This is a genomic window from Pseudomonas sp. W5-01 (assembly GCF_046540435.1).
Classification (GTDB): Bacteria; Pseudomonadota; Gammaproteobacteria; order Pseudomonadales; family Pseudomonadaceae; genus Aquipseudomonas; species Aquipseudomonas graminis_B.
In genome coordinates, this window is sequence record NZ_JAXCIP010000001.1 from 412,276 (window position 1) to 436,292 (window position 24,017).

General features: G+C 62.9%; 23 protein-coding genes and 1 pseudogene. 11 read left to right on the forward strand and 13 right to left on the reverse strand.

The genetic code is table 11. The features are described 5' to 3' along the window. Positions 1 to 3 precede the first annotated feature (3 nt). Positions 4 to 237, forward strand: a complete 234-nt coding sequence (locus tag SLW75_RS01670) for a hypothetical protein (RefSeq protein WP_410933343.1) — start codon at positions 4 to 6, stop codon at positions 235 to 237. A gap of 53 nt (positions 238 to 290) precedes the next feature. On the opposite strand, the gene SLW75_RS01675 is transcribed toward SLW75_RS01670, so the two are convergent. Next, positions 291 to 2,363 carry a calcium-binding protein gene (locus SLW75_RS01675; RefSeq protein WP_410933344.1) on the reverse strand — a complete coding sequence of 691 codons (2,073 nt, stop codon included), beginning with the start codon at positions 2,361 to 2,363 and terminating at the stop codon, positions 291 to 293. 390 nt (positions 2,364 to 2,753) lie between these two features. Between SLW75_RS01675 and SLW75_RS01680 the strand changes: the two genes are divergently transcribed. From SLW75_RS01680 to SLW75_RS01695, 4 genes are read left to right on the forward strand one after another with little or no spacing between them, the layout of a single operon-like run. After that, positions 2,754 to 3,794 (forward strand): NAD-dependent epimerase, encoded by a 1,041-nt coding sequence (locus SLW75_RS01680; protein ID WP_410933345.1) that lies wholly within the window; start codon positions 2,754 to 2,756, stop codon positions 3,792 to 3,794. Beyond that, positions 3,794 to 4,552, forward strand: a complete 759-nt coding sequence (locus SLW75_RS01685) for a glycosyltransferase family 2 protein (RefSeq protein WP_410933346.1) — start codon at positions 3,794 to 3,796, stop codon at positions 4,550 to 4,552. Before SLW75_RS01680 ends, SLW75_RS01685 begins: the two co-directional genes overlap by 1 nt. After that, positions 4,549 to 4,827, forward strand: a complete 279-nt coding sequence (locus SLW75_RS01690; RefSeq protein WP_410933347.1) for a lipid-A-disaccharide synthase N-terminal domain-containing protein — start codon at positions 4,549 to 4,551, stop codon at positions 4,825 to 4,827. Before SLW75_RS01685 ends, SLW75_RS01690 begins: the two co-directional genes overlap by 4 nt. A 3-nt stretch (positions 4,828 to 4,830) precedes the next feature. Next, positions 4,831 to 6,351, forward strand: coding sequence for an ArnT family glycosyltransferase (locus tag SLW75_RS01695; RefSeq protein WP_410933348.1), 1,521 nt, complete (start codon positions 4,831 to 4,833; stop codon positions 6,349 to 6,351). 56 nt (positions 6,352 to 6,407) lie between these two features. On the opposite strand, the gene SLW75_RS01700 is transcribed toward SLW75_RS01695, so the two are convergent. Beyond that, positions 6,408 to 7,298 (reverse strand): SDR family oxidoreductase, encoded by an 891-nt coding sequence (locus tag SLW75_RS01700; protein WP_065988914.1) that lies wholly within the window; start codon positions 7,296 to 7,298, stop codon positions 6,408 to 6,410. Between the two features lie 99 nt (positions 7,299 to 7,397). Here SLW75_RS01700 and SLW75_RS01705 point away from each other — a divergent pair. Then, positions 7,398 to 8,290, forward strand: a pseudogene (locus tag SLW75_RS01705) (helix-turn-helix transcriptional regulator). A 194-nt stretch (positions 8,291 to 8,484) separates the two neighbouring features. Here SLW75_RS01705 and SLW75_RS01710 read toward each other — a convergent pair. After that, complete coding sequence (locus SLW75_RS01710) at positions 8,485 to 8,685, reverse strand: DUF2986 domain-containing protein (RefSeq protein WP_065988916.1); 201 nt, start codon at positions 8,683 to 8,685, stop codon at positions 8,485 to 8,487. A gap of 164 nt (positions 8,686 to 8,849) precedes the next feature. Here SLW75_RS01710 and SLW75_RS01715 point away from each other — a divergent pair, with 164 nt between their 5' ends. After that, positions 8,850 to 9,476, forward strand: coding sequence for a pyridoxamine 5'-phosphate oxidase family protein (locus tag SLW75_RS01715; RefSeq protein WP_410933349.1), 627 nt, complete (start codon positions 8,850 to 8,852; stop codon positions 9,474 to 9,476). Positions 9,477 to 9,584: 108 nt separating this feature from the next. Next, positions 9,585 to 10,493, forward strand: a complete 909-nt coding sequence (locus tag SLW75_RS01720; protein ID WP_065988918.1) for a LysR family transcriptional regulator — start codon at positions 9,585 to 9,587, stop codon at positions 10,491 to 10,493. On the opposite strand, the gene SLW75_RS01725 is transcribed toward SLW75_RS01720, so the two are convergent. The 10 genes from SLW75_RS01725 to SLW75_RS01770 form a co-directional block, all read right to left on the reverse strand. Next, entirely contained in the window at positions 10,479 to 11,225 is a 747-nt protein-coding gene (locus tag SLW75_RS01725) for a substrate-binding domain-containing protein (RefSeq protein ID WP_410933784.1), read from the reverse strand. The two genes, SLW75_RS01720 and SLW75_RS01725, sit on opposite strands and share 15 nt — an antisense overlap. A gap of 41 nt (positions 11,226 to 11,266) precedes the next feature. Further along, complete coding sequence (locus tag SLW75_RS01730; protein WP_296310856.1) at positions 11,267 to 12,565, reverse strand: MFS transporter; 1,299 nt, start codon at positions 12,563 to 12,565, stop codon at positions 11,267 to 11,269. Positions 12,566 to 12,756: 191 nt separating this feature from the next. Next, positions 12,757 to 13,632, reverse strand: a complete 876-nt coding sequence (locus SLW75_RS01735) for a hypothetical protein (protein WP_410933350.1) — start codon at positions 13,630 to 13,632, stop codon at positions 12,757 to 12,759. Positions 13,633 to 13,705: 73 nt separating this feature from the next. Further along, the gene (locus SLW75_RS01740; RefSeq protein ID WP_296310855.1) at positions 13,706 to 13,954 is read right to left on the reverse strand and encodes a hypothetical protein; all 249 of its coding nucleotides are present in this window, start codon (positions 13,952 to 13,954) and stop codon (positions 13,706 to 13,708) included. Between the two features lie 32 nt (positions 13,955 to 13,986). Continuing rightward, positions 13,987 to 14,781 carry an NYN domain-containing protein gene (locus SLW75_RS01745; RefSeq protein WP_410933351.1) on the reverse strand — a complete coding sequence of 265 codons (795 nt, stop codon included), beginning with the start codon at positions 14,779 to 14,781 and terminating at the stop codon, positions 13,987 to 13,989. A gap of 119 nt (positions 14,782 to 14,900) precedes the next feature. Continuing rightward, positions 14,901 to 15,830, reverse strand: a complete 930-nt coding sequence (locus tag SLW75_RS01750) for a 2-hydroxyacid dehydrogenase (protein WP_410933352.1) — start codon at positions 15,828 to 15,830, stop codon at positions 14,901 to 14,903. After that, positions 15,811 to 17,175: an MFS transporter gene (locus tag SLW75_RS01755; protein WP_065988925.1), complete on the reverse strand. Its 1,365-nt coding sequence runs from the start codon at positions 17,173 to 17,175 to the stop codon at positions 15,811 to 15,813. Before SLW75_RS01755 ends, SLW75_RS01750 begins: the two co-directional genes overlap by 20 nt. 201 nt (positions 17,176 to 17,376) lie before the next feature. Further along, positions 17,377 to 17,826: a thiol-disulfide oxidoreductase DCC family protein gene (locus tag SLW75_RS01760; protein WP_369319834.1), complete on the reverse strand. Its 450-nt coding sequence runs from the start codon at positions 17,824 to 17,826 to the stop codon at positions 17,377 to 17,379. Beyond that, positions 17,823 to 18,818 (reverse strand): aldo/keto reductase, encoded by a 996-nt coding sequence (locus tag SLW75_RS01765; protein WP_369319835.1) that lies wholly within the window; start codon positions 18,816 to 18,818, stop codon positions 17,823 to 17,825. Before SLW75_RS01765 ends, SLW75_RS01760 begins: the two co-directional genes overlap by 4 nt. A gap of 66 nt (positions 18,819 to 18,884) precedes the next feature. After that, on the reverse strand, positions 18,885 to 20,531 hold the full coding sequence (locus SLW75_RS01770; RefSeq protein ID WP_410933785.1) for a methyl-accepting chemotaxis protein: 1,647 nt from the start codon (positions 20,529 to 20,531) through the stop codon (positions 18,885 to 18,887). A 265-nt stretch (positions 20,532 to 20,796) separates the two neighbouring features. Between SLW75_RS01770 and SLW75_RS01775 the strand changes: the two genes are divergently transcribed. The 3 genes from SLW75_RS01775 to SLW75_RS01785 all read left to right on the forward strand — a co-directional run bounded on the left by SLW75_RS01775 (position 20,797) and on the right by SLW75_RS01785 (position 23,943). Then, positions 20,797 to 21,708, forward strand: coding sequence for a LysR family transcriptional regulator (locus tag SLW75_RS01775; protein WP_192130379.1), 912 nt, complete (start codon positions 20,797 to 20,799; stop codon positions 21,706 to 21,708). Between the two features lie 106 nt (positions 21,709 to 21,814). Further along, complete coding sequence (locus tag SLW75_RS01780; protein ID WP_065988930.1) at positions 21,815 to 23,008, forward strand: CaiB/BaiF CoA transferase family protein; 1,194 nt, start codon at positions 21,815 to 21,817, stop codon at positions 23,006 to 23,008. After that, positions 23,005 to 23,943 (forward strand): hydroxymethylglutaryl-CoA lyase, encoded by a 939-nt coding sequence (locus SLW75_RS01785; RefSeq protein WP_410933353.1) that lies wholly within the window; start codon positions 23,005 to 23,007, stop codon positions 23,941 to 23,943. The genes SLW75_RS01780 and SLW75_RS01785 overlap by 4 nt, the downstream gene beginning before the upstream one ends. The last annotated feature ends 74 nt before the right edge of the window (positions 23,944 to 24,017 follow it).

Here is a 24,017-nt window from a genome sequence, read left to right on the forward strand (position 1 = left end):
CCGGTGCTGGAAAAAGTAGTCCGGCATCATGCGCTGTGCCCCGTGCTACCGCAAGGGCGGAGGCCTGTTGATGCCGAACTGGGGAAAGAAAACGACCCGCTGTCTGCTGTGCAACTCGTCGAGGCCTCGAAAGCGATCGACGCCTACGGCGCGCTGTTGGACGAGTCAGCCAAGGCGGCACCGATGCGGATCTTGAGGTCCTATGACGAGTTGGTCGATGCAGGTGACCGGCTCTAAGCGTTGAAAGAGGGGAACGCGCATCAGCCGTTCCCCTCGATGCACCCAGCCTGTCAGCCGAGGGCAACCTCGCTGGTCATGCCCACCAGGGTCACTTCCTCGGCCTGCGCAAAGATCATTTCAGTATTGCCCAAGTCCTGGGTCCAGTCGCCGGTGAGGGCGATTTCGAACCGATGGCCCTGAGCGTCCGCTTCCACATCCTTCAGGTAGGTGCGGTCCAGATCGTGGTTATAGACCATCTTCAGCGTCGTCCCGGTGCCGTCTCCGAAACCCGTGTAGCCCAATGCCGACACGTCGATTTTGTCGTTGTTGTTGGCGAACCGGTCAATCAGGTCCACGAAGCTCTGGGTGTCGGTGCGGTAGCTGTCAGTGGCTGCCGTGTAGCGGAACACGTCAGCGTCATTGATGCCGTTGCGGCCGTAGACCGAAAGGTTCGGGTCGTCGCCGCCGCTCAACAGGTCGGCACCCGCGCCGCCGATAATCACATCCGAGCCTCTGCCGCCATCGATGCGGTCGTTACCGGCCAGGCCGTAGATGACCTCCGACATGGCGCTCCCCGTGATCACGTCCCTTCCAGCCGTTCCTTCGACGGTGGGGGCGGTGAACACCAGATTGGTGCTGTTCAATTGCCCTGTCAGGTTGCCTTCCAACGCCAGTTCAAAGCGCTGCCCGTCAGCGTTGGCATCGAAACTTTTCAGGTAGGTGCGGGTGCCCTCAGCGTTGGCCTGGATGGCCAGCGTGCCATTGTGGCCGTCGCCAATGCCGGTGAAACCCAATGCAATCAGGTCTACACGGTCTTGGGAAGCGTCGAAGTCCAGAATTCGGTCGCTGCCGGTTTCCGTAGCGGTACGGTAGCTGTCGCTGATCTGGCTGAAGCGGAAAATGTCTGCGCCGGTCCCGCCTGCCAGCACGTCACGGCCACCCCCGCCTTGCAGCAGATCGTCACCGCCCAGACCGCGGATGATCTCGGCCGTGTCGTTGCCAAGCAGGTGATTGGCCTCGCTGGAGCCATCCACATGGAATTGACCGTCCTGGCTGCCAAAGGTGGTGTCCAGGCTGCCATCGGCGTTCAGTCGAGTGATGACGTCGCCGGCGATCAGGATTTTGCCATCGGGCTGAACAACCACAGAGTGGGCATAGTTCTTCTCGCCTTGAGGCACCCGAATCGTGAGTTTGCCATCGTCGCTAAAGGAAGTGTCGAAGGAACCATCGGCATTCAGCCGCAGTACGTTGAAGGCGGTGTTGTCATTGCTCTCGCCGGCAATGATGATCTTGCCATCGGCTTGCACGGTCATCGCAGAACGGTAGTCCAGCCCCAGCGCGGTATCGAAGTACACCACGCCGTCCACGCCAAACGCGTTATCGAGGTTGCCGTCGGCTGCAAGTCGCTGAACGGCATAAACCGGATCGCCCGGGTCGTGGGGTCCGTCGGAACCCACGTACAGCCAACTGCCGAGCAATACGCTGCCGTCGGGCTGCACAACGGTGGCGATATTGCCGGTGCCGTAACGTCCGGCAGGGTTGAGGATAAGCGCGCCTTCGGTACCGAAATCCTCTGCCGGAGCCCCGCTGCTGTCCAGCTTGAACACCGCTGCTTGCGAGGTGCCGCGAGCGCTGACGTACACCGAACCGTCGGCTGTGGCGTAAATCGCCATTCCATCGGTGCTGATCGGTACATCAAGTGCTGCGGCGCCGCCTTTGCCGAACGTGGTGTCCAGGGTGCCATCCACGTTGAAGCGTTCGACTTTCAAACCGCCAAGCCCGGGCTGCGCCGACAGGACTTTGCCGTCGGCCTGGACCGCCATCACGTAGTAAGCCTCGTCTTCCGGATCCAGACTGGCGGGCACAAGGGCAATCCCGTCCTGGCCGAAACTGTTGTCCAGGCTGCCGTCGCTGTTGAGGCGCACCGACGTGAAGCTGCCGCGCGTGCCGTAGCTTTCATCGCCGGGCGAGCCCGGATAACCAATGGCGGTCTGGAAGCTTTCGCCGCCGACGATGATCTTGCCGTCAGGCTGGAGAATGACGCTCCAGGTTTGATCGCCCCCCGTGGAGGGGTCCACCTGCACGGTCCCCGGGCCGGTTCTTACGGTGTAATCGATGGTGGGCTTGCGGTCGGTTGAAGCCATGACATTGTCCTTTTGACATGGAACTTGATGGGAATAAGGCTCTCGAGTTGACCGTGTGGGCGTCAATAAATGCGATCGAGGCTGCCTGTCGGCGACAAAAACCGTCAGGGCTGCGCTAGAGCCGATGGCCCAACGGCTGTGCGCTTCACTCGGTCAACGTCTCGATCGCATCACCCGATGTGCCGCTCACCTCATTCACATTGCTTAAATATTGCTGTGACACAGTTTCATGTCGCTTGATCAAGCATCCGACAGCGTCAGACAGCCGTCCCGGTGATTACGGGCGGTGGGCTGGCTCTGTAAAAGGACTCATGAAATGAATGTCACGGTCTCACGCGCAGGATACGCAGCACTTACCCAGGCTCGATGCCGCCGCTGGGCGACAGCGCAATGACGGTTCTGATCACAGGGGTGGCTGGGTTTATCGGCTTTCACATGGCCAGAAAACTGTGCCGCCAGGGCGTTCACGTGGTGGGCATCGACAACCTCAACGATTACTACAGCGTCGACCTCAAGCGTGCCCGGCTCGCACAGCTTGAACACCTCCCAGGCTTTCACTTTCAGCAAATCGACATCATCGACCAAGGCGCATTGCGTGGCCTTTTCAGCGCGTACGGCTTCAGCGAGGTGATTCATCTCGCGGCGCAGGCCGGTGTTCGGTATTCCATCGACCACCCGAGCGTATACGCCGACGCCAATCTGGTCGGGTTTCTCAACGTCCTTGAAGCCTGCCGGGCCTACCCCGTGAAGCATCTTGTGTACGCGTCCAGCAGCTCGGTGTACGGCGCCAACACCAAGATGCCGTTCGCGGTGGAAGACGCCGTTGATCAGCCCGTTTCCCTGTATGCCGCGACCAAGCGCGCCAACGAGCTCATGGCCTACAGCTATTCCCATCTGTACCGGATTCCGGCGACAGGCCTGCGGTTTTTCACCGTCTACGGTCCCTGGGGACGGCCGGACATGGCGCTGTTCAAATTCACCCAGGCCATCCTCAATGGCGAGCCCATCGATATTTATAACGGCGGCGAGATGGCGCGGGATTTCACTTACGTCGACGACATCACTGAGTCGATGAGCCGGCTGCTGCCCAGACCGCCGCCGCTCGTGGACGGGATCGCCTCGTGTCAGCTGTTCAACATCGGGCGAGGCGCGCCGGTGAAGCTTCTGGACTTCATTCACTGCCTGGAGTCGGCGCTGGGGATTCAGGCCAAGCGCAACTATTTGCCGCTTCAGCCGGGGGACGTGCTGCAGACCTGGGCCGATGTGTCCGGCCTGGAGAAATGGATCGACTTCAGCCCGCAGGCAGGGGTGGAGCAGGGCGTCGCCGAATTCGTGCGCTGGTATCGCGATTTCTACCCCGGCAAACAGGGCCAACCGGCCAGACAGGCACAACCGGCCAGACAATCAAAACAAGCGACGCGGTGGGCGTGATGAGTGAATCGGTGTTCGTGTCGGTGTTGATCCCGGCAAAAAATGAGGCGCAGAATTTGCCTTCATTGCTCAATGAAGTACGCGCCGCGCTGGCCGGGGTGCGCTATGAGGTGTGGGTGGTCGACGACGGCAGCACCGACGACACGCTGCGCGTCCTGCAGCAGATCAAGGCCGAAGGGTACGAGCCTTTGCGAATCCTGCACAACCGGGTTTCCCTCGGCCAGAGCACGTCGATCTGGCATGCCGCCCACGCCGCGCGCGGTGAGTGGCTGGCAACGCTGGACGGCGACGGCCAGAACGACCCTGCCGATTTGCCCGGCATGCTGGCGCTGGTGCGCGATGCAGGGCAGGGCAACGACCAGAACCCACTTGAGCCACTGACCTTGGTGGCCGGGCACCGCGTCAACCGGCGAGACACTGCGAGCAAGCGCTGGGCGTCCCGTTTCGCCAATGCCTTGCGCAGCCGCCTGCTCAGGGACGCCACGCCGGACACAGGCTGCGGGCTGAAGCTGATCCATCGAGCGGCGTTTCTGCGACTGCCTTATTTCGATCACATGCACCGCTTCATCCCCGCGTTGATCCAGCGCCATCATGGCCGAATGATCGTTCATCCGGTTCACCACCGGCACCGACAGGCCGGCGTTTCCAACTACGGCAATCTGGACCGGGCGCTGGTCGGCATCCTCGACCTGTTCGGCGTCTGGTGGCTGGTGCGCCGCACGCGACTCAATACCCGGCCCGAGGAGATGAACGGATGAATTTCACCCGCGAAGCGCTTTGGCTCACGGTGGGCTTTCTCGGCCAAGCGGTCTTCACCGGCCGTTTCGTTTTGCAGTGGCTGTACAGCGAAATCAAGAAACGCAGCGTGATTCCGGTGGGTTTCTGGTACCTGAGCATGCTTGGCAGCGCGTTGTTGCTGGCCTATGCGATCTACCGCGAAGACCCGGTATTCATCATCGGTCAGTCATTTGGCTTCGTGGTTTACCTGCGCAACCTGCAGCTGATTGCCAAACACAAAGACCTGAAGGAATAGCCGGTGGGACGTGTTCATTCTCCCGCGTGGCAATGCCTGGCGCTGGTGGTGCTGTCGCTGCTGCTGGTCGGCGCCGGCTTTGGCATCAGGCAGCCGCTGAATGTCGACGAAGAACGTTTTCTGGGCGTAGCGCTGGAGATGCTCCACAGCGGCAGTTGGCTGATCCCCCATCGGGCCGGGGAAATCTATGGTGACAAGCCGCCGTTGTTCATGTGGACAGTGGCGTTTTTCACCTGGCTCACCGGTTCGCCGTCGCTGGCTCTTTTCATCCCGGGCCTGCTCTCGGCGGGCACCGCCACGGCGGTGTTGTACGATTTGGGCCGGCGCCTTTGGTGCCGCAGGGTGGGGCGCATTGCCGCGCTGCTGTTTCTGGCGACTTACCAGACCTACAGCATCCTGCGCACCGGCCAGATCGACAGCTTCCTGTGCCTGTGGGTCGCGCTGGGCTTCTACGGCACGGTTCGGCATCTTCTGCTGGGGCCGGCGTGGGGCTGGTTCTACCTGGGGTGTCTGGCGATGGGCCTGGGGATCATCAGCAAGGGGGTCGGTTTTCTGCCGGCGCTGATGCTGGTGCCCTACGGCTACGCCGTGCGCAAGCGATGGCCGGGTGTGGCGGTCATGCCGGGGCAGGGGCTTCGCTGGGCGACCGGTTTTCTGCTGGTGCTGGCCGGGTGTGCGGTCTGGGTTGTCCCGCTGCTTGCCACGGTCTGGCTCAAGGGTGGCGCTGACGAAGTGGGGTACCTGAAGGAGATCCTGTTTCGCCAGACCGGTGGCCGCTACGCGTCGGCATGGGATCACCGCGAACCGTTCTGGTATTTCCTGACCGTCATCCCGCAGTACTGGCTGCCGTTGGTGCTGGCGTTGCCGTGGCTGGTTCCCGCCTGGCGTCGGCAACTGCAAAAGCGCGACGCCCGAATACTGCTGTTGCTGGGTTGGGTGGTCTTGGTGGTGCTGTTTTTCTGCCTGAGCACTGGCAAGCGCAAAATCTATATCTTCCCTGCGCTACCCGGCCTGGTGCTGGCCGCCGCGCCGCTGATTCCGTGGCTGCTCCGACGCTGGTTTGGCGATCGCCCGAAAGCCCGCGCCGTGTTTGGCGTGGCGGTGGTGGCCTGGTTTTGTCTGTGGTTCGCCCGTGGCTTCGTCGAGCCATACACCGACGGGCCTAATCCCCACAAGGCCCTCATGGTCGAAGCGGACCGGCTGACTGACGGCGCCGAACTGGTGTTGGTCGGCTGGCGAGAAGGGCACTGGCTGTTCGCGCGCCAGCCGGTGGTGCATTTCGGGTTTGCCGATCAATCCGCCGTCGAGCACGCCGCGCTCTGGTTGCGCACCCATCCATCCGCCTTTGCCCTGGTGCCCGCCGCCGAGGTTGAGCGCTGTTTTGTAGCGGCCAAGGCTCGCCAGTTGGGATCAACGTCGAGGGCCGAGTGGTTGATCGTCGGGCCCGACGCGGATGATGGTCGCTGCCAGCCGCCGGCGCCTGTTCGCGCTTATCGCTTCTCCTGGGGTTCTGACGCGTTGTAGCCCGTGGCGCGCACGGGCCTTTCGTTAGACGCGGCAGCTCTGTCTCCACGAATCATTCACCGCTGCTGAAAACACCCTTTGAGATCCTCGATCAGCCCCGGCCCGGTCGGCACCCAGTCCAACCGTTCGCGGGTTTTGTTGCTATGGCTCGCCATGTCTCGCCCGACAAAGCTCGACAGCCAGCCGAACCTTGCCATCGCCTCGTCCGCCGGCACCGACGCAACGGGCAGGCCAAGGCCTTCGCCCAAGGTTTGGGCAATGAGGCGGAATGGGATGTGGCTTTCGGCGGTTGCATGATAGCGAGCGCCGGGCTGGTATTTTTCCAGCGCGAGACGATACAGCTGGGCAGTGTCTGAAATGTGCGCGGCGGACCAGTGATTCAGACCTTCATCGACGTAAGCCGAGACGCCTGTCTGCCGCGCGTGTCTGATGAGTTCGGTGGCCAGGCCCTGTTTGGCCGTGTCGTGGATTTGCGACAGGCGCATCACCACGACGTTGAGGCCGCGTTGTAAAAGCGCCTCTGCGGCCAGTTCCGAGGCGGCCCGGGGGTTGGGATGCTCGGGATTGAAATGATCCTCATCGGCAGGCTCGCCCGGTGCCGACGAGCCCATCGGCGTCGCCGAAGTGATCAGCAGCGGGCGTTGCGAGCCGTTCAGCGCCTCGCCCAGCGCGGCAATGGCACAGGCGTCTTTCTGGCAGTTGTCAATGAAGTGGGCGAAGTCGTGATCGAACGCGGTGTGAATGACCGCGTCGCACAGATCAGCGCCCCGTCTGAGGCTGGCGAGGTCTTCAAGGGTGCCGCGACAGGGTTCGGCACCGATGGCCCGCAGTGCGTCGGCGCCGGCCTGGGAACGCGTCATCCCCATCACCTGATGACCTGCGGTGAGTAATTCCCGAGCAACCCGGGAACCGATAAAACCTGTGGAGCCGGTAAGAAATACGCGCATTGCTGAAAACTCCTTTTGCTGAAGCCGGCAGGATGCGCGTAACGTTTATCCGCTTAAAAGACGTGACGTTATCAGGGTATACGAACTAACAGGATCATCATGGCCAACCCGTCTGTTCATTTGCTGGGCACGTATCTGAAGGATTGCCGGGCGCGTCTGGATCCGGCCAGTTTCGGTTTTTCCGGCCGACGACGTACACCGGGTTTGCGCCGGGAAGAAGTCGCGCAGCGCGCCAATATCAGCGCGACCTGGTACACGTGGCTGGAGCAGGGGCGGGGCGGTGCACCCTCGCCCAAGTGCTGAACCGGATTGCCGAAAGTCTGTTGATGACCGCACCCGAGCGCGAGCACGCTTTCATGCTCGCCTTCGGCCATCCGCCGGAAGTGGTCTACAGCGCGCCTGACGGGGTGACGCCGCGCCTGCAACGCGTCCTCGATACCCTGGCGTTCAGCCCCGCGTTTATCAAGACGGCGACGTGGGACGTGCTGGCTTGGAACACCGCAGCAGCGGCGGTCTTCACCGACTACAGCCTGCTGCCGGTTGGGCAGCGGAACATCTTGCGCCTGATGTTCTGCAACCCGCGCGCCCAGGCCCGGCAGGCAGACTGGAACGCTGTCGCGCGTTTCATCGTCGCGGCGTTTCGGGCGGACGCGACCCGCGCCGGTGCTGCTTCCGAGGTCACCCAGTTGGCTGAAGAACTGTGCACCCTGAGCCCCGAGTTTGCGGCGCTGTGGCAGGACAACGACGTGAGGCTTCAGGGCGAAGGCACCAAGCGCCTGCGCCACGATCCCCACGGAGTCATTGAGCTGGAATACTCCAATTTTGCGGTGGACGGACGACTGGACCTGTCGATGATCGTGTATAGCCCGGTCACCGCCGCCGATGCCGATCGTGTACGGGCGGTGATCGAAGACGCTGCCCGGCTAAAGCCGGCGCTTTCCGTGGGACCGGCTTTAGCCGGGAAGGCGTCGGCAGTCGCACTGCAAAATTGATGGCGTACGCACTGGCCTCTTCCTGGCTGAAGCCGGTCCCACTGACACCGTGCGCTTTCCGTGGGACCGGCTTTAGCCGGGAAAGCGTCGGCAATCACGCTGCAAAATTGAGGGCGTCGCCGCTGGCCTGTTCCCGGCTGAAGCCGGTCCTACAACGGGAAGGCGTCGGCAGTGGCGCTGCAAACTGAGGGCGTTCAAACCGGCTCGGAAGGGCTGGCCGCTCCAGGCGCGGATTCGGTCGTGGGATCTGAAGCGGCTTCAGCATTCGCCTCCGCCGCCAGCTTCAACCGGTCGGCCTTGCTGATGTATATGTCTTTGTTCTTCGGCGCCAGTTTGGCACTTGCCTTTTTTGCGTTGGCTTTGAGTATCTGGTTGAGTTTCTTGCGACGGTTCATGCCTGTTTACCCGGTGTGCAGATGCTGGACGGTGAAAAGGCAGGCAGTGAATCAGATCGCCGGTCAATCTGCCACATGCGTCTGGCACTATTGCCCCGAACGGGTATGAAACGTCACAGCATGCTGAACCTGTCCAGCCACGAAGAAATTGTAGAGAGCCCACAATGGACCTTGAAGACAGCTCATACCTGACCACCGTACAGGCACTGGAAGCGGTGTATGGCCCGATCGCGCCGCCGTCCCTGGTCAAGGAAGTCGACCACATCCACCCGGTCTACCGGCCGTTCATCGAAGCGGCGTCCTTCGTGATCCTCGCCTCGTCGGGTGCAGGCGGCCTGGATGCTTCGCCGCGGGGCGATCAGCCGGGCTTCGTACACATCGAAGACAGCAAAACGCTGTATCTGCCGGACCGGCGCGGCAACAACCGCATCGACACCCTGCGCAACATCGTCGAAGACCCGCGCGTCGCACTGCTGTTTATCGTCCCGGGCGTCGGCGAAACCCTGCGCGTCAACGGCACGGCGCAGATCTCCATCTCGCCGGAGCTGCTGGAGCGTTTTGCCGTGGACGGGAAGCCGCCGAAATCGGTGCTGCGCATCACCGTCACTAGCGTCTATTTCCAGTGCAGCCGAGCGGTGATCAGGGCAGGGCTGTGGGATGCCTCAAAGCAGGTGCCGCGCAGCGCGTTGCCGACAGCGGGGCAGATTCTCAAAGAGGTGTCCCAGGCGGCCATCGACGGTGATGCGTATGACCAGGCGCTGCCGGGCCGAATCGCCGACACGCTTTACTAAGTCATTCCGTCGAGCCCGGGGCGAGCCGCGCGACTTGCCCCGGGATAGCTCGCCGACAGGTTCCGCTTTACCATTGATGCCCGTCTACGATCAAAGCGACGACATGCCGTGAACATCCACTTCGACCTCAATGACCTCCAGGCTTTTCGCGCGGTGGTTGAAAAGCAGGGCTTTCGCCGGGCGGCCGAGTCCATCCGCATCACCCAGTCGGCGCTGAGCCGTCGCATCGAAAAGCTTGAGTCCGCCCTGGGGGTCAAACTGTTTGAGCGGACCACGCGAAAGGTCTCGCTGACCAACGTCGGGCGGGCGTTCTTGCCACAGGTCGAACGGCTACTGGATGACCTGGACCTGGCCCTGCTCAGCATCGGCGATGGCGGCGCCAACCGCAGGGGCACCCTGACCGTGGCCTGCGTGCCGTCTGCGGCGTACTACTTCCTGCCCCATGCGATCCGCAGCTTTCACGCGCAATACCCGCTGATCAACATCAGACTGATCGACGTGTCGGCCAATGAAGTGAGCGCGGCGGTGGCGTCCGGCGAAGCCGATTTCGGGGTGAGTTTCACCGGCAACCTGGCGCCGGAAATCGAGTTCAGTCCGCTGCTCGAAGAGCACTACGTCGTTGCCTGCCGCCGCGACCATCCGCTGTCCACCCTCGACACCGTCACCTGGGCTCAGGCGTGTGAGCACGAGTGCATTACGCTGGATAAATCTTCGGGCAATCGCCTGGTGCTGGATCGCGCGCTTTCCGGATTGCAGCCGGGCAGGAACAGCGTTTGCGAAGCGCGGCACGTGACCACGGTGCTGGGGCTGGTCGAGGCGGGGCTGGGCATTGCGGTGGTTCCGTCCATTGCCATGCCAATCTCCGCCCACCCGATTCTGGCGAAAGTGAGGCTGGTGGAGCCGGAGGTGGTCAGGCAGATGGGGGTGCTAAAACGCCGCGGACGCACATTGACGCCCGCGGCACTGGAACTGGAGCAGCGAATTCGCGCGCTGCCCGGGACGTTACCGCGGGACTGAGTCCAGGCCGGTTTCGCGGATGCTGGCCTGCGCGTCGGGGGACGACAGGAACTTGAGCAGTGCCTTCGCTTCCACGGGGTGATCGGCATTTTTCGGAATGCCGGCGGCATAGCGGGTCACCGACTGCACGTCTTCCGGAATCTTGCCGACGAAGGTTACGCCCGGGATCGGCAACAATTCTGCGACCTGCTGGAAGCCGAGCTGGTAGTCACCCTTGGCCACGACGGAGGCCACCGGAATGCGCTCGATCATTTTGCCTTTGGGCGCCAGCTGCGGCTCAACGCCAAGCTTCTTGAACAGCTCTTTCTCGATGTAGACGCCGCTTGCGCTGTCTGAATAAGCCACTGACTTGGCCGCCAGCAAGGTTTGTTTCAGCTCGGCATCGGTGCCGATGGCCGGTTTGTCGGCGCCGGCCTTCACCACCATGCCGATGCGCGAGTCCGCCAGTTCCACACGCGAGCCGGCGTCGACCTTGCCCTGTTTGATCAAGTCATCCAGGGCGTAGCCCACCATGATCACCACATCCGCGTGCTCGCCGCGACTCAACCGGTTGGGGATGGCTTCCGCCGCTTTACCCATCGACGGGCCAAGCACGGTTTTAAGCGTGTTGCCGCTGTGTTCGGCGTACTCCGGCCCGAGGTGCTGATAGGCCGCAGTAAAGCCGCCCGAGGTCATGACGGTCAGCTCTTCGGCGTGCGCAAGATTGCCGTAGGCGCAGCTGGTCAGCGCCATAACGCAGAGGGGTTTAAGTAAAGAATTCATGACAGGGTCCTTCAAGCAGTGGCGAGTGACTGAGTGGCGAGACGGCGGTACAGCACCAGCGTCGCGGTAAAGGCGCACAGGGCGGCGAAGATCATCCAGTAAGCCGGCGCTGCCTTGTCCCCGGTCAGGTGAATGAGCCAGGTCGAAACCGCCGGCGTGAAGCCACCGAAGATCGCTGTCGCCAGGCTGTAGGCGAGGGAGAAACCCGCGACGCGCACCTCGACGGGCATCATTTCGGTGAGCGCCGGAATCATCGCGCCGTTGTAAATACCGTAGAGAAACGAGAACCACAGCAGCACTTCGAGCATGTGGGCAAAGGTCGGCGCCTGGGCCAGGAATGACAGCGCCGGATACGCCGTGACCAGCGTCAGCAATGACATCGCCAGCAGCAGCGGCTTGCGTCCCAGTCGGTCACTCAGGGCGCCGCCGATGGGCAGCCAGAAGAAGTTCGAGACCCCCACCAGCAGGGTCACGATCAGGGCGTCACTGGTGCTGAGCTGCAGCACCGAGCGGCCGAAGGTCGGTGCGTACACGGTGATCATGTAAAAGGCGGTGGTCGTCATTGCCACCATCAGCATGCCGAGGATCACCACACTGGCGTTGCCGAGGAGGGTGGCGAACACCTCCTTCATCGTCGGGCGGTGTTTGCGCGTGGTGAATTCTGCGGTTTCTTCAAGGCTGCGGCGCAGCAGGAAAATGAACGGGATGATCAGGCAGCCGACGGCAAACGGAATGCGCCAGCCCCACGCCGACAGTTCGGCCGGGGCAAGCCATTGATTGAGCCCGTAACCCAGGGCGGCGGCGACGACGATGGCCACCTGCTGACTGGCCGATTGCCAACTGGCGTAGAAACCCTTGCGCCCCGGCGTTGCCATTTCGGCGAGGTAGACGGACACGCCGCCCATCTCTGCGCCGGCGGAGAATCCCTGCAGCAGCCGTCCGAGCAAGACCAGCGCCGGTGCCCAGAGGCCGATCGTGGCATAACCCGGCACCAGGACAATCAGCAACGTGCCGCTGGCCATGATCGCCAGCGTCACGATCAGGCCGCGACGGCGGCCGACATCATCGATGTACGCGCCCAGCAGCACGGCGCCCAGGGGTCGCATCAGGAAGCCTGCACCGAACACAGCGAAGGTCATCATCAACGAGGCGAATTCGTTGCTGGCGGGAAAGAAGGCGGAGGCGATCTGGGTGGCGTAGAAGCCGAAGAGGAAGAAGTCGAACTGTTCAAGAAAGTTTCCGGAGGTGACCCGGAAGACCATTCCTGCCCTGGACTTCCCGGAGGAGGTCTGGCTTGGCGGCTGATGCATGTTGTTCTCCAGCGTTTTTTTTGAGTTTGTAAGCGCTTGTAACTGGAGATTCTGTGGCAATTTTCAGACGACGATAATCGTTATTTTTTCATCCTTTGATGCATGGATCAGATCAATCAAGAGGCGGTGGCGTTTCCCGACAGGCCATGGAAACGTCGGCAGCCGTGAGCCACGGCCGCCAACAGAAACCGCTAGCTGGCTTGGGTGCCTTTGAGCATCAGCGCCTTCACGTCCGGCTGAACCTGATTCACCGCGCCGAGGTACTCAATCAACTCGGCCGCCCGACTGCCGCGCAGTCCGGCGGTGGTCAGGGACTTGTCGCGCACGTAGGTGTAGAGCCCCGAGACGGCGAACGTCTTGAGCTGGGCGATGTGCTTCGACTGTTCAGGCAGGGTGTTCTGGAACACGTCGCTCTGGAAGAAACGACGACGCGCCAGTGGCGAGGTGAACGCGATTTCCAGCACGGCCAATTCGGCACGCGCCGGGTTGGCGAAGTGCGCGACGTTGGGCGCAGGTGGGTGCTGGCCGTCGTTTTCGAAGGGGTCGCACAGGTGCAGACAAACCTTGACCACGTCGTCGGCCGCCGCCAGCAGCGGCCCCAGGTCTGACTTCAGGTACGCGTGCAGCTGCGCCAGGGTCTCCCGCGGGCTGAAGTGGATGTGAATCCGGTCAAAGGTGTCGGTGCCGTTGAACCGCTCATCCGCCAGCGCGTTGGTCAGGGTCAGCGAGCCGTCAGGCAGGGCGTAGGCCAGGGTTTCGTCGAACATGTTCTGCTCGTCCGAGAACAGAATCGGGCTGGCCTCCTGAAACAGCTTCTGGTCAGCGGCGGACTCGAAACCGATCTCCACGCCACCGTCCAGTTCGTAATCCTGGATCTCGCTGATGCCATCGGCGAGGGGCCACAGGTGCGCATCCTGCTGCCGGGAAAAGTGGTGCTGGATGTACAAGCCAAGGCCCGGAAGCCGCGAGCACAGCGGGCCGTGGACGTCACGCCAGTAATGAGCGAATACGTCGTGGGGCACGCGCTCTCGGCGTTTGACGGTCGTGTAGCTGTTGATCTCGATCATGGGGCACCTGTCAGTCGGGAAATGTTCAGTCGTAGTGATCGGATGCAGGTGCCGCCGCAGGGTTCAACGCGTTTTACCGGACGTCATCGCTCGCCGCCTGGGTGACGCGAATGTCCGTCAGCCCGAGCTGGCTGGCCTGTTCGATGATTTCATCCGGTTCGGCATCGGCATTGGGCATGATCAGGCTGTTTTCGCTGTCGCCGAAATGCAGCTCAAGCAGGTGCATCGCGGCGTCGGACGCTGACAACGCTGGCTGATTCAGCTCGAAGCGATGGGTGCGGTGTTGGTCTTTGAAGCGATAGTCAACTGAGAAAACGGGCATGGAGGGCTCCATAAATGAAACAGGCTGATGGGTTATTTACCGTTTTGTCTGTGCCGGACGTACATCACCGCCGTGCCACTGGACGCGGGTCTGGCCTGCAGCTCGAAGGCTTGCGGGTAGCCCTTGATCAGGTCGCTGAGCTTTCTGTACCCATGGGTGCGCGGGTCGAATTCCGGTCGCAGCTTGGTGATGTTGGTGCCGAGGGCGCCGAGCTGCACCCAGCCGTCTTCGTCGGCGATGTCGTCGAGGATTTTCGCGATGAAACTGATGGGCGCTTTGGGTCGTTTCGGTGCCTCGACCGCAACGGGTTTTGCCACGTCTGACTGCGCGGGGGCACCGAGCGTCTGCTCTGTGCTGGCGGCAGCGATGACCTCTTCGCGGAGCAGTTCGATGTAGATGAATTTGTCGCAGGCCGCCACGAACGGCCGGGGCGTTTTCTCTTCTCCGAAGCCAATCACGGTCAGGCCTTCTTCGCGCAGTCGCGAGGCCAGGCGGGTGAAGTCGCTGTCACTGGAGACCAGGCAAAAGCCGTCGAAGCGCCGCGTGTACAGCAGGTCCATGGCGTCGATGATCAGCGAGCTGTCGGTGGCGTTCTTGCCTTTGGTGTAGGCGAATTGCTGGATGGGCTGGATTGAATGATCCAGCAGGACCTTCTTCCAGCCGCCGAGCTGCGGCCCGGTCCAGTCGCCGTAGATGCGCTTGACGCTGGCGACGCCATATTTGGCGATTTCTTCGAACAGACCTTCGACGATGGCGGCGGGGGCGTTGTCCGCATCAATGAGAACGGCGAGGTGCTTTTGAGCGTGGCTGGAGGGGTGCGTGGCCATGGATCTTCCTTGGCAGGGGAAAGCCACACCATACCTCCAAATCCTCACTGCCAACAGGCAACGAATTCCGTCTTCTGCGACTCGGTTCTTTCATTCAGCCAGGCGCAGGCAGCATCGGCTTATTCCGGCACGGGCGTGGGCAAGTCTGCGCCGCTGTGCCAGGCGTGGAGGTTGGCCATGACCAGATCGGACATCGCCTGCCGGGTGTCCCAGGTGGCGCTGGCCATGTGCGGGGTGAGTAAGGTGTTATCCAAATTCAGAAGCGCAGCGATGGGGTGCGGCTCGTCTTCGTAGACGTCCAGCGCCGCGCCGGCCAGACGACCCTCGGCGAGGACCCGGGCGAGGGCGGTTTCATCGACCACGCTGCCACGGCCGACGTTGATCAGATAGCCCTTGGGGCCCAGCGCCTCCAGCACCTTGGCGTCCACCAGATGATGGGTGCTGGCGCCGCCGCCGACCGCGACGACGAGAAAATCCACCGCAGCGGCCAGTTCGAGGGCTGACGGGTAGTACGTGACCCCGACGTCCTGAGGCCGCCGCCCGGTGTAGGCGATCGACATATCGAAGCCTTGGGCGCGGCGGGCGATGGCGGCGCCAATGCGACCGAGGCCAATGATGCCCAGGCGCGCCCGGCTGACCTTGCGGCTGAATGCGATGGGGCCATTTGCCCAGGCGCCCGAGCGGGTGAAACGGTCGGCCACCCGCAGGTTGCGGGCGATGCCCAGCATCAAGGCCATGGCGAAATCGGCGACGTCTTCGGTGAGCACGTCGGGGGTGTGGGTGACGCGGATGCCACGCTCCCGCGCCGCCGACACATCAACGCCGTCGTAGCCCACGCCAAACACAACGATGACTTCCAGCGCAGGGAGGCTGGCGATCAACTGACGGCTGACCGTGGATTCGCCATTGGCGACCATGGCGCGGATGTCGGCGGTCGATTCGCCGACGCCGGTGCCGTTTTGATCGGCGTCCACCACGTCGTAGGTCGCGTTCAGCGCGTCATCGAGCATGGCCGGCAAGCGGGCGATTTTAAGGAGCCTTGGCTTCATTTAAACCTCTTGGGACAGGAGCAGCAGCGGGGGGAGTTGCGCGGGCGGTGACAGGTGCGGCACGGGGCGAACGGGCCAGGAACAGTCCCAGCACACCGCCGGCCAACAAGGCTGCAGAGACCAGCAGCAGGGCGTAGTCGTAGCTTTGCGTGGCGTCCTTTATCCAGCCCATGACGGGCGGCAGGCCAAGGCCGGCGATGTTGGCGATGGAGTTGATCAGTGCGATGGACGCCGCGGCCGCAGCGCCCGACAGGTATTCGGTGGTGGTCGCCCAGAACACCGGCGTGGCGGCCCAGTTCAGACCGACCGCCAGCACCAGCAAGGCGTACGCCAGCCACGGGTTGCTGGTCCACACCGCCAGCGCCAGCAGCACCCCGGCGGCCATCAGCGGCAGCGCCAAGTGCCAGCCGCGCTCGCCCTTGCGGTCGGAATGGGTGCCATTGAAGTACATGAACACGCAGGCGAACAGGAAGGGCAGCGCGGACATGACGCTGACGGTGAACGATTCCTGGCCGGACACCGATTTGACGATCAGCGGCAGGAACAGCGTGATGCCGATGGTGCCGAACGCCTGCAACAGCCAGAACAGGCTCAGCAGCCAGACCTGACGGCTGCGGAATGCGGTCTGCCAGGCGGCGTGGTGGGAGATCGGCGAGTTCGCTTGCTCGGCCGCGATGGTGCGGCTCAGCCAGTCTTTCTGATCGTCTTGCAGCCAGTGGGTGGTCTGCGGCGAGTCAGGCAGGTAGCGCAACACGACAATCCCGAGGATCACCGCCGGCAGGCCCTCCAGCAGAAACAGCCAGCGCCAGCCACTCACACCGAAATACCCGTCCAGGTGCAGAAACGCGCCCGACAGCGGCAGGCCGATCACCGACGCCAGCGCGGCGCCAATGTAGAAGAACGACATGGCTTTGGCCCGATCGGTCTTCGGGTACCACTGCGACAGGTAGTAAATGATCCCCGGCGTGAAACCGGCCTCCGCAGCGCCCAGCAACAGGCGCATGCCGTACAGCTGATTGGCGCTCTGCACAAACGCCATGCCCGCCGCGACGATGCCCCAGGTGATCATGATCCGCGCAATCCAGCGCCGCGCGCCGACCCGCGTGAGGATGACGCTACTGGGGACTTCAAGAAGGATGTACGTCAGAAAGAACAGGCCTACGCCGATGCCATACATGCGAGCGGTCAGGCCCAGCTCGGCATTCATCTGCAACGCGGCGACGGAAATGTTCGACTTGTCGATGTACGCGACCATGTACAGCAGCATCAGGAAGGGGATCAACTTGAGGTTGAGGCGCTTCATGGTGCTGGCGTGCAGGCCCGAATCCAGAGATGGCGTGGGCATGGGACTTCCTGTTGTTTTTATAGTGGCTATGAGGAGCGGAGAGGTTTCACCATAGACGACATACCCCGAGATCTCAATATGTGATTGTCTGTCCCATATAGTGGAACTTTTCGGTATGAGACTGACTAGACCTCTAGAGCCATGCCCAAGACGTGTGGGAGTGAGCTTGCTCACGAAGACGGCATTTCAGCCGCTGAAGAGTTAGCGGTCGTTGAGGGCGTTCTGGTTCAAGAAACGGCCGGGATGATCCGCGGCAGGCAAGCGACAGGCGTCATAACGGCCAAACAGTTTGTAGCGGTTCAGCGCGATCTTGTCGTACAGCCAGTCGCGCAGCACCCTCGGGAAAACCCGCGCGACGAGCAGCCAGTGCCATCGGGCGGGGAGGTGGGCGAGGATCTTGAACATTGCGTCCGAGCGGACGTAAAAACGGTCATTCTCCACCAGCACGATGGTGTTGAACTGATCCTGGGGCAACCCCGCCCATTTCAGCAGCGCCTGACCCTCGGGCGACTGCACCGCCGCGAGCGTCAGCCGCTGCTCGTGGTCCTGGCTGATGATGAAGGTCGCCCAGCCATTGCACAGCTTGCAGGTGCCGTCGAACAGCACGACGGCCCGGCCGGTGGCAAGCCCGGAACTGCCGTTGGGCTTCACGCGAAGCCCGTGACAGCGTGGGGAACGTAGGGCGCTTCAAGGCGTTTGACTTCCTCGTCGCTGAGCATCAGGTCCAATGCCGCGATCGCATCGTCCAGATGGTCCGGCTTGGAGGCGCCGACGATCGGTGCCGACACGCCACGCTGGGCCAACACCCACGCCAACGCGACTTGCGCCATGGGCACGCCGCGCTCGCCGGCAATCTGCTCGACCACATCGATGACGCGGCCATCTTCGGCTTCCGTTGCCTCGTAAAACGACTGGCCGGAGATGTCGGTCTTGGTGCGTTCAGTCTGCTGGCCGTGGGGCCGGGTGAGCCTGCCGCGGGCCATCGGGCTCCACGGCATCAGCCCGACGCCCTGATCCAGGCACAGCGGAATCATCTCGCGCTGTTCTTCGCGATACACCAGATTCAGGTAGTTCTGCATCGACACAAAGCGGCTCCAGCCATGGGCCGTCGCCACCTGCTGAGCCTTGGCGAACTGCCAGGCGAACATCGACGACGCGCCGATGTAACGCGCCTTGCCGGCCCGCACCACGTCATGCAGCGCTTCCATGGTTTCTTCGATGGGGGTGTGATAATCCCAGCGATGAATCTGGTACAGGTCAACGTAGTCGGTGCCCAGCCGCGTCAGGCTGGCGTCGATGTTGGCCATGATGGCTTTCCTCGACAGGCCCTGTTCGTTGGGCCGCTTGGAGCCTTCCCACATGTTGGCCGGAAAAAACACCTTGGTCGCGATGACGGTTTCTTCGCGACGGGTGAATTCTTTCAACAGCTTGCCGACGATGACTTCCGAGGTGCCTGCCGAATAGCTGTTGGCCGTGTCGAAGAAGTTGATGCCTTGCTCGACCGCGTGCTTGATGATCGGCCGGCTGGCGTTCTCATCCAGCGTCCACGGGTGCGTGCCGGCGTCTGGCTCGCCAAACGTCATGCACCCCAGGCACAGCCTCGACACGTCCAGTCCCGTGGAACCCAGCTTCACAAACTTCATGCTTTACCTCCGAAATCGTCTGATGCCGCAAACAGGCGGCTCAGTGGTGCGATTCCGTCGGTGCCATTAAGTTCTGAATTGCATCACCAGACCGTTCAGGCCCACCGCCAGTTGCGACAGCTCGTTGCTCGCCGCCGAGGTCTGATGGGCGCCGGCAGACGTCTGCAGCGACAGGTCGCGGATGCTGGTCAGGTTGCGATCGACTTCCCGCGCGACCTGGGCCTGTTGTTCCGTGGCCGTCGCAATGCTGACGTTGCGCTCGTTGATCAACACGATGGCGGTTTTGATGTCGGCGAGGGCACGACCGGCGGCACCGGCGACGTCCAGGCTGACCCGGGCGCGCTCGCTGCTCTGACCCATGGCGGTGACCGCCTTGTGGGTGCCGCCCTGAATCGAGTCGATCATCTTTTCGATCTCGGCGGTGGACTGCTGGGTGCGGTGCGCCAAGGCGCGGACTTCGTCGGCCACCACCGCGAAACCGCGTCCGGCTTCGCCTGCACGGGCGGCTTCGATGGCCGCGTTGAGGGCGAGCAGGTTGGTCTGATCGGCGATGCCGCGAATCACGTCCAGCACGCCGCTGATGTTCTGCACCTGGCCGGCCAGCCCATTGATCTCGTCCGCTGTGCTGCCGACCGAGTCGTGCAGCGCGTTGATCGCCGAAATGGTTTCGTTGACCCGCAGGCGGCCCTGTTCCGCCGAGTCGCTGGAATCCCGCGCGGCTGTCGAGGCCAGGGAGGCGTTGTGGGCGACTTCTTCCACCGCCGCGCTCATCTGATTGATGGCCGTGGCGGCCTGATTGATTTCGTCGTTCTGACGCTGAACCCCGCGCAGGGATTCTTCGGTCACCGCGGTCATTTCTTCCGAGGTCGACGCCAGCTGATTGGACGAGTGGCCCAGCTCCGAAAGCGTGTGGCGCAGGTTCTGCTGCATCACCGACAGTGCTTGCAGCAGGCGGCCCGGCTCGTCGGAACCGTCCACTTGAATCGGCTTGCTCAGGTCATTGGCAGCGATGTTTTCCGCGACGGCCAGGGCTTTGGCGATCGGCGCAACCAGGCTGCGGGTGAACAGTGCCGCCAGGGCAAGGGTGGCGACCAGCGCGACCACGATGGCGGCGATGATGACCTCGCGGGCCTGGGCGTAACTTTCATTTGCCGCGACATTTGAGTCCTGCATTTTCTGGTTGCCGAGGTCGGCGATGGTCGCGATGTCCTTGGCGAGTGCGTCTGCCGCGCGGGTCTGTTCCCCGGACGGCTCGGTCAGCGAGGCGACAACGTCATCACGCTTCTGCGCCACGGCGTCGAGAAAGCGCGCGTGCACGGCGAGGTAGGCCTGCATGTCGCGCTCCATCTGCGCGTAGGCACTCAAACCACGCTCACTGATCAAGAGGGTTTTCAGGCGTTTGGTATCGCGCTCGAGGTCAGCGCGGCCCTGGCTGACGCGTTTCATGGCCGAGTCGGTGCTGGCGGCGCTCTGCGCAGCGCGCAGGCTGGTGTTGCCGAGGCGGATGGTCAGCAGATCATTTTTGATATCGGCGATGGCGAGGAGGGTGGGGAGTACGTTGTCCTGCAGTGCGTCCCGGGCATCTTTGAGCTTGGACGATTGCATCAGTGAGAACAGTCCGACGGCGGAGATCAACACGGCGAAAAAGCCGAAGCAGATCAGGGAGCGGGGAGCGATGTTGAGGCGTCTGAGGTTCATGTCGGGGCTGTCCATAAAAATAGAAATCACCGGTATATCGACCTGAATCGGTTCAGCTTGATAGTGGATTACTACTGGCACACCACGGATCCCTGGTAGGACTGGTTTTAGCCGCGAAGGCGTCGGACGTCACACCGCAAAATGGATGGCGAACGTGCTGGCCACTTCCCGGCTAAAGCCAGTCCCACAGACGACGCGCGCATCCAGTAGCACCGGCTTCAGCCATGCCCGCTCGCCAACCCGTGTATTCTTTCGGCCGGACCTTGATCGAGTACGTCCCATGCTCCACAAAAACCTCATCCGTCGTCTCGACCTGATCACCCTGAAGCTGTTCGTGGCGGTGTACGAAGAAGGCACGCTGACCCGGGCGGCGGCGCGCGAGGCGATTGCCGTGTCGGCCGCCAGCAAGCGGCTGATGGAGCTGGAAGAAGTGCTCGGCATCGGCCTGTTCCTGCGCAATGCCAAAGGCATGCTGTTGACGGCCGCCGGCGAGACGATGCTGCACCACGCCCGGCGCATGCTCTCCGATCTGGAAAAAATGGGCCTTGAACTCGACGAGCACCTCCAGGGCATGCGCGGTTATGTGCGCATGCTGGCCAACCTCTCGGCCATCATTCAGTTCTTGCCGGAAGACCTGCACGCCTTTGTCGCCAGCCATGAGCTGGTCAAAGTCGATCTTGAAGAGCGGCCCAGCAACGGCGTCGTGCAGGGCTTGGTCGACGGTGTCGCGGACATCGGCATCTGCTCTGAAGACACCGATGTTCAGGGGCTCCACAGCGCACCCTATCGCCGCGACGAACTGGTCGTCGTGATGCGTGACGATCACCCGCTCGCCGGGCTGCAGCAGGTGGCCTTCGAAGACACCCTCGGCAGCGACTACATCGGTCTGCACGCCGCCAGCTCCATCAACATGCGCACCCAGAACGCTGCGCGCGCTCACGGCCGACCGCTGCGGGTGCGCATCCATGTGCCGGGCTTCGACGCCATGTGCCGGATGGTCCAGGCCGACATGGGCATCGGCGTGCTGCCGCGCAAGGCGTTCGACCTGCTCGGCCCGTCCCTGGGCCTCAAGGCCGTGGGCCTGAGCGATGCCTGGGCCCGGCGCACACTGATTCTGGTGGTCCGCGACACCGCGGCGCTGTCGCCGGTCAGCCAGTTGCTGTTCGAGCACCTGCACAGCCAGGACCGCTAAGCCTTCGCGTTTCGCGAACGGCCGTTGCCAACTGACGGTTGGATTTGCTGAACCGCGTTCCTCTAGTCTGGGCGACAAATTCCAAGAAAGACTCGAGGTAACCGCTATGACAGGCCCCCTTCAAGGCGTGCGCGTCATTGAAATCGGCACGCTGATCGCTGCTCCCTTCGCCGCCCGCCTGCTGGGCGAGTTCGGTGCCGAAGTGATCAAAATCGAATCCATGGGGCAGGGCGATCCGCTTCGTAAATGGCGAAAGCTGCACGAAGGCACTTCGCTGTGGTGGTACCTGCAGTCGCGCAACAAGAAATCCCTTTCGCTGAACCTCAAATCGCCCGAAGGCATCGACATCGTCAAGCGGCTGGCTGAAAGCGCGGACGTGTTGATCGAAAACCTGCGGCCCGGCGCGCTGGAAAAACTGGGGCTGGGCTGGGACGTGCTCCACGCGTTGAACCCCAAACTCACCCTCGTGCGCATTTCCGGCTACGGTCAGTCCGGGCCCTACCGCGATCGCCCCGGCTTCGGCGCCATCGGCGAAGCCATGGGCGGCATCCGCTACACCACCGGCACCCCCGGGTCGCCGCCGGCGCGGGTCGGGGTCAGTTTGGGCGATTCGCTGGCCTCGATGCACGCGGTGATGGGCGCGCTGATGTCGCTGTTGCGGGTCAAGACCGGCCAGGGCGACGGCCAGGTGGTCGATGTGTCCCTGGCCGAAAGCGTGTTCAACGTCATGGAAAGCCTGGTGCCGGAATACGACATGCTCGGCCACGTCCGTGAACGCAGTGGCGGCGCGCTGCCGGGCATTGCACCGTCCAACACCTACCCGACCGCCGACGGCGCCTACGTGGTCATCGCCGGCAACAGCGATCCGATCTTCAAACGCCTGATGCAGACCATTGGCCGCGCCGATCTGGCCGAGGCCCCCGAGTTCGCCCACAACGACGGCCGCGCCGCCCAGAGCGACAGGCTCGATGGGGCGATCAGCGCGTGGTCGTCGGCCTTGCCCATTGACGCGGTGCTCAAGGCGCTGGAGCAGGCGGAGGTGCCGGCGGGACGGATCTATAACGTCGCGGACATCGTCGCCGACCCGCATTACCAGGCGCGCGGGATGATTCTCGACGCCGATTTGCCGGGCGGGGCCACGGTGAAGATGCCAGGCATCGTGCCGAAACTCTCGGAAACCCCAGGCTCGGTGAACTGGCAAGGCCCTGCGCTCGGGCAGCACACCGACAGCGTGCTCGGCGAGCTGGGCATCAGCGCCGCCGACATTGCCCAACTCAAGCACAGCGGGGTGGTGCAATGATCACCGACTTCTCCCAGCGCCTGATCGTGCAGGAAGTGTCGCCGCGCGACGGTTTACAGATCGAGCGGACGTGGGTGGACACCGCTGACAAGATCGCCTTGATCGACCAACTTTCTCTCGCCGGTTTCAGCCGCATCGAAGCCGGTTCCTTTGTTTCCCCCAAAGCCATTCCTGCCTTGCGTGACGGGGATGAGGTGTTCCGTGGCATCCGGCGCCAGCCCGGCGTGACCTACGTCGCCTTGATTCCCAACCTGCGCGGTGCCCAGCGGGCCCTCGACGCAGGTGCCGATGAGCTGAATCTGGTGATGTCCGCCAGCCAGACCCACAACCGGGCGAACATGCGCATGGGCTGCGAACAGTCCCTGGCGGCCTTTGCCGACGTGGTCTCGCTGGCGTCGGGCACTGGCCTGAGCCTGAACGGCTCCATCGCCACCACGTTCGGTTGCCCGTTCGAGGGCCGTATTGATGAAGACCGGGTGCTGGAAATTGTCGACGCCTATCTGGCGTTGGGCATGCACGGCATCTCCCTGGCCGACACCACCGGCATGGCCAACCCCCGTCAGGTGTTTGCGCTGGTGCAGCGGGTGCTGAGCCGTGTCCCGGCATCGGCGCTCACGCTGCATTTTCACAACACTCGCGGGCTGGGGCTGAGCAATGTGCTGGCGGCTTACGAAGCGGGGGCGCGGCGGTTTGATGCATCGCTGGGCGGGCTCGGTGGCTGCCCGTTTGCACCGGGCGCCTCGGGCAATATCTGCACCGAGGACCTGGTGAATCTGTGCGATGAAATGGGCATCGAGACGGGCATCGATTTGCCACATCTGCTCACGCTGTCCCGCCGTTTACCGGCCCTGCTGGGCCATGAAATGCCGGGGCAGGTCGCCAAGGCCGGACGCAACCGTGATCTGCACCCGGCGCCGGAAAACCTGCCCGGTTAGCGCGCCACCCGTACCGGTTTCCCCGACAAACGCGCACGCTCCGCTGCGTGCGCGTCCAGACAACAAAAACAATA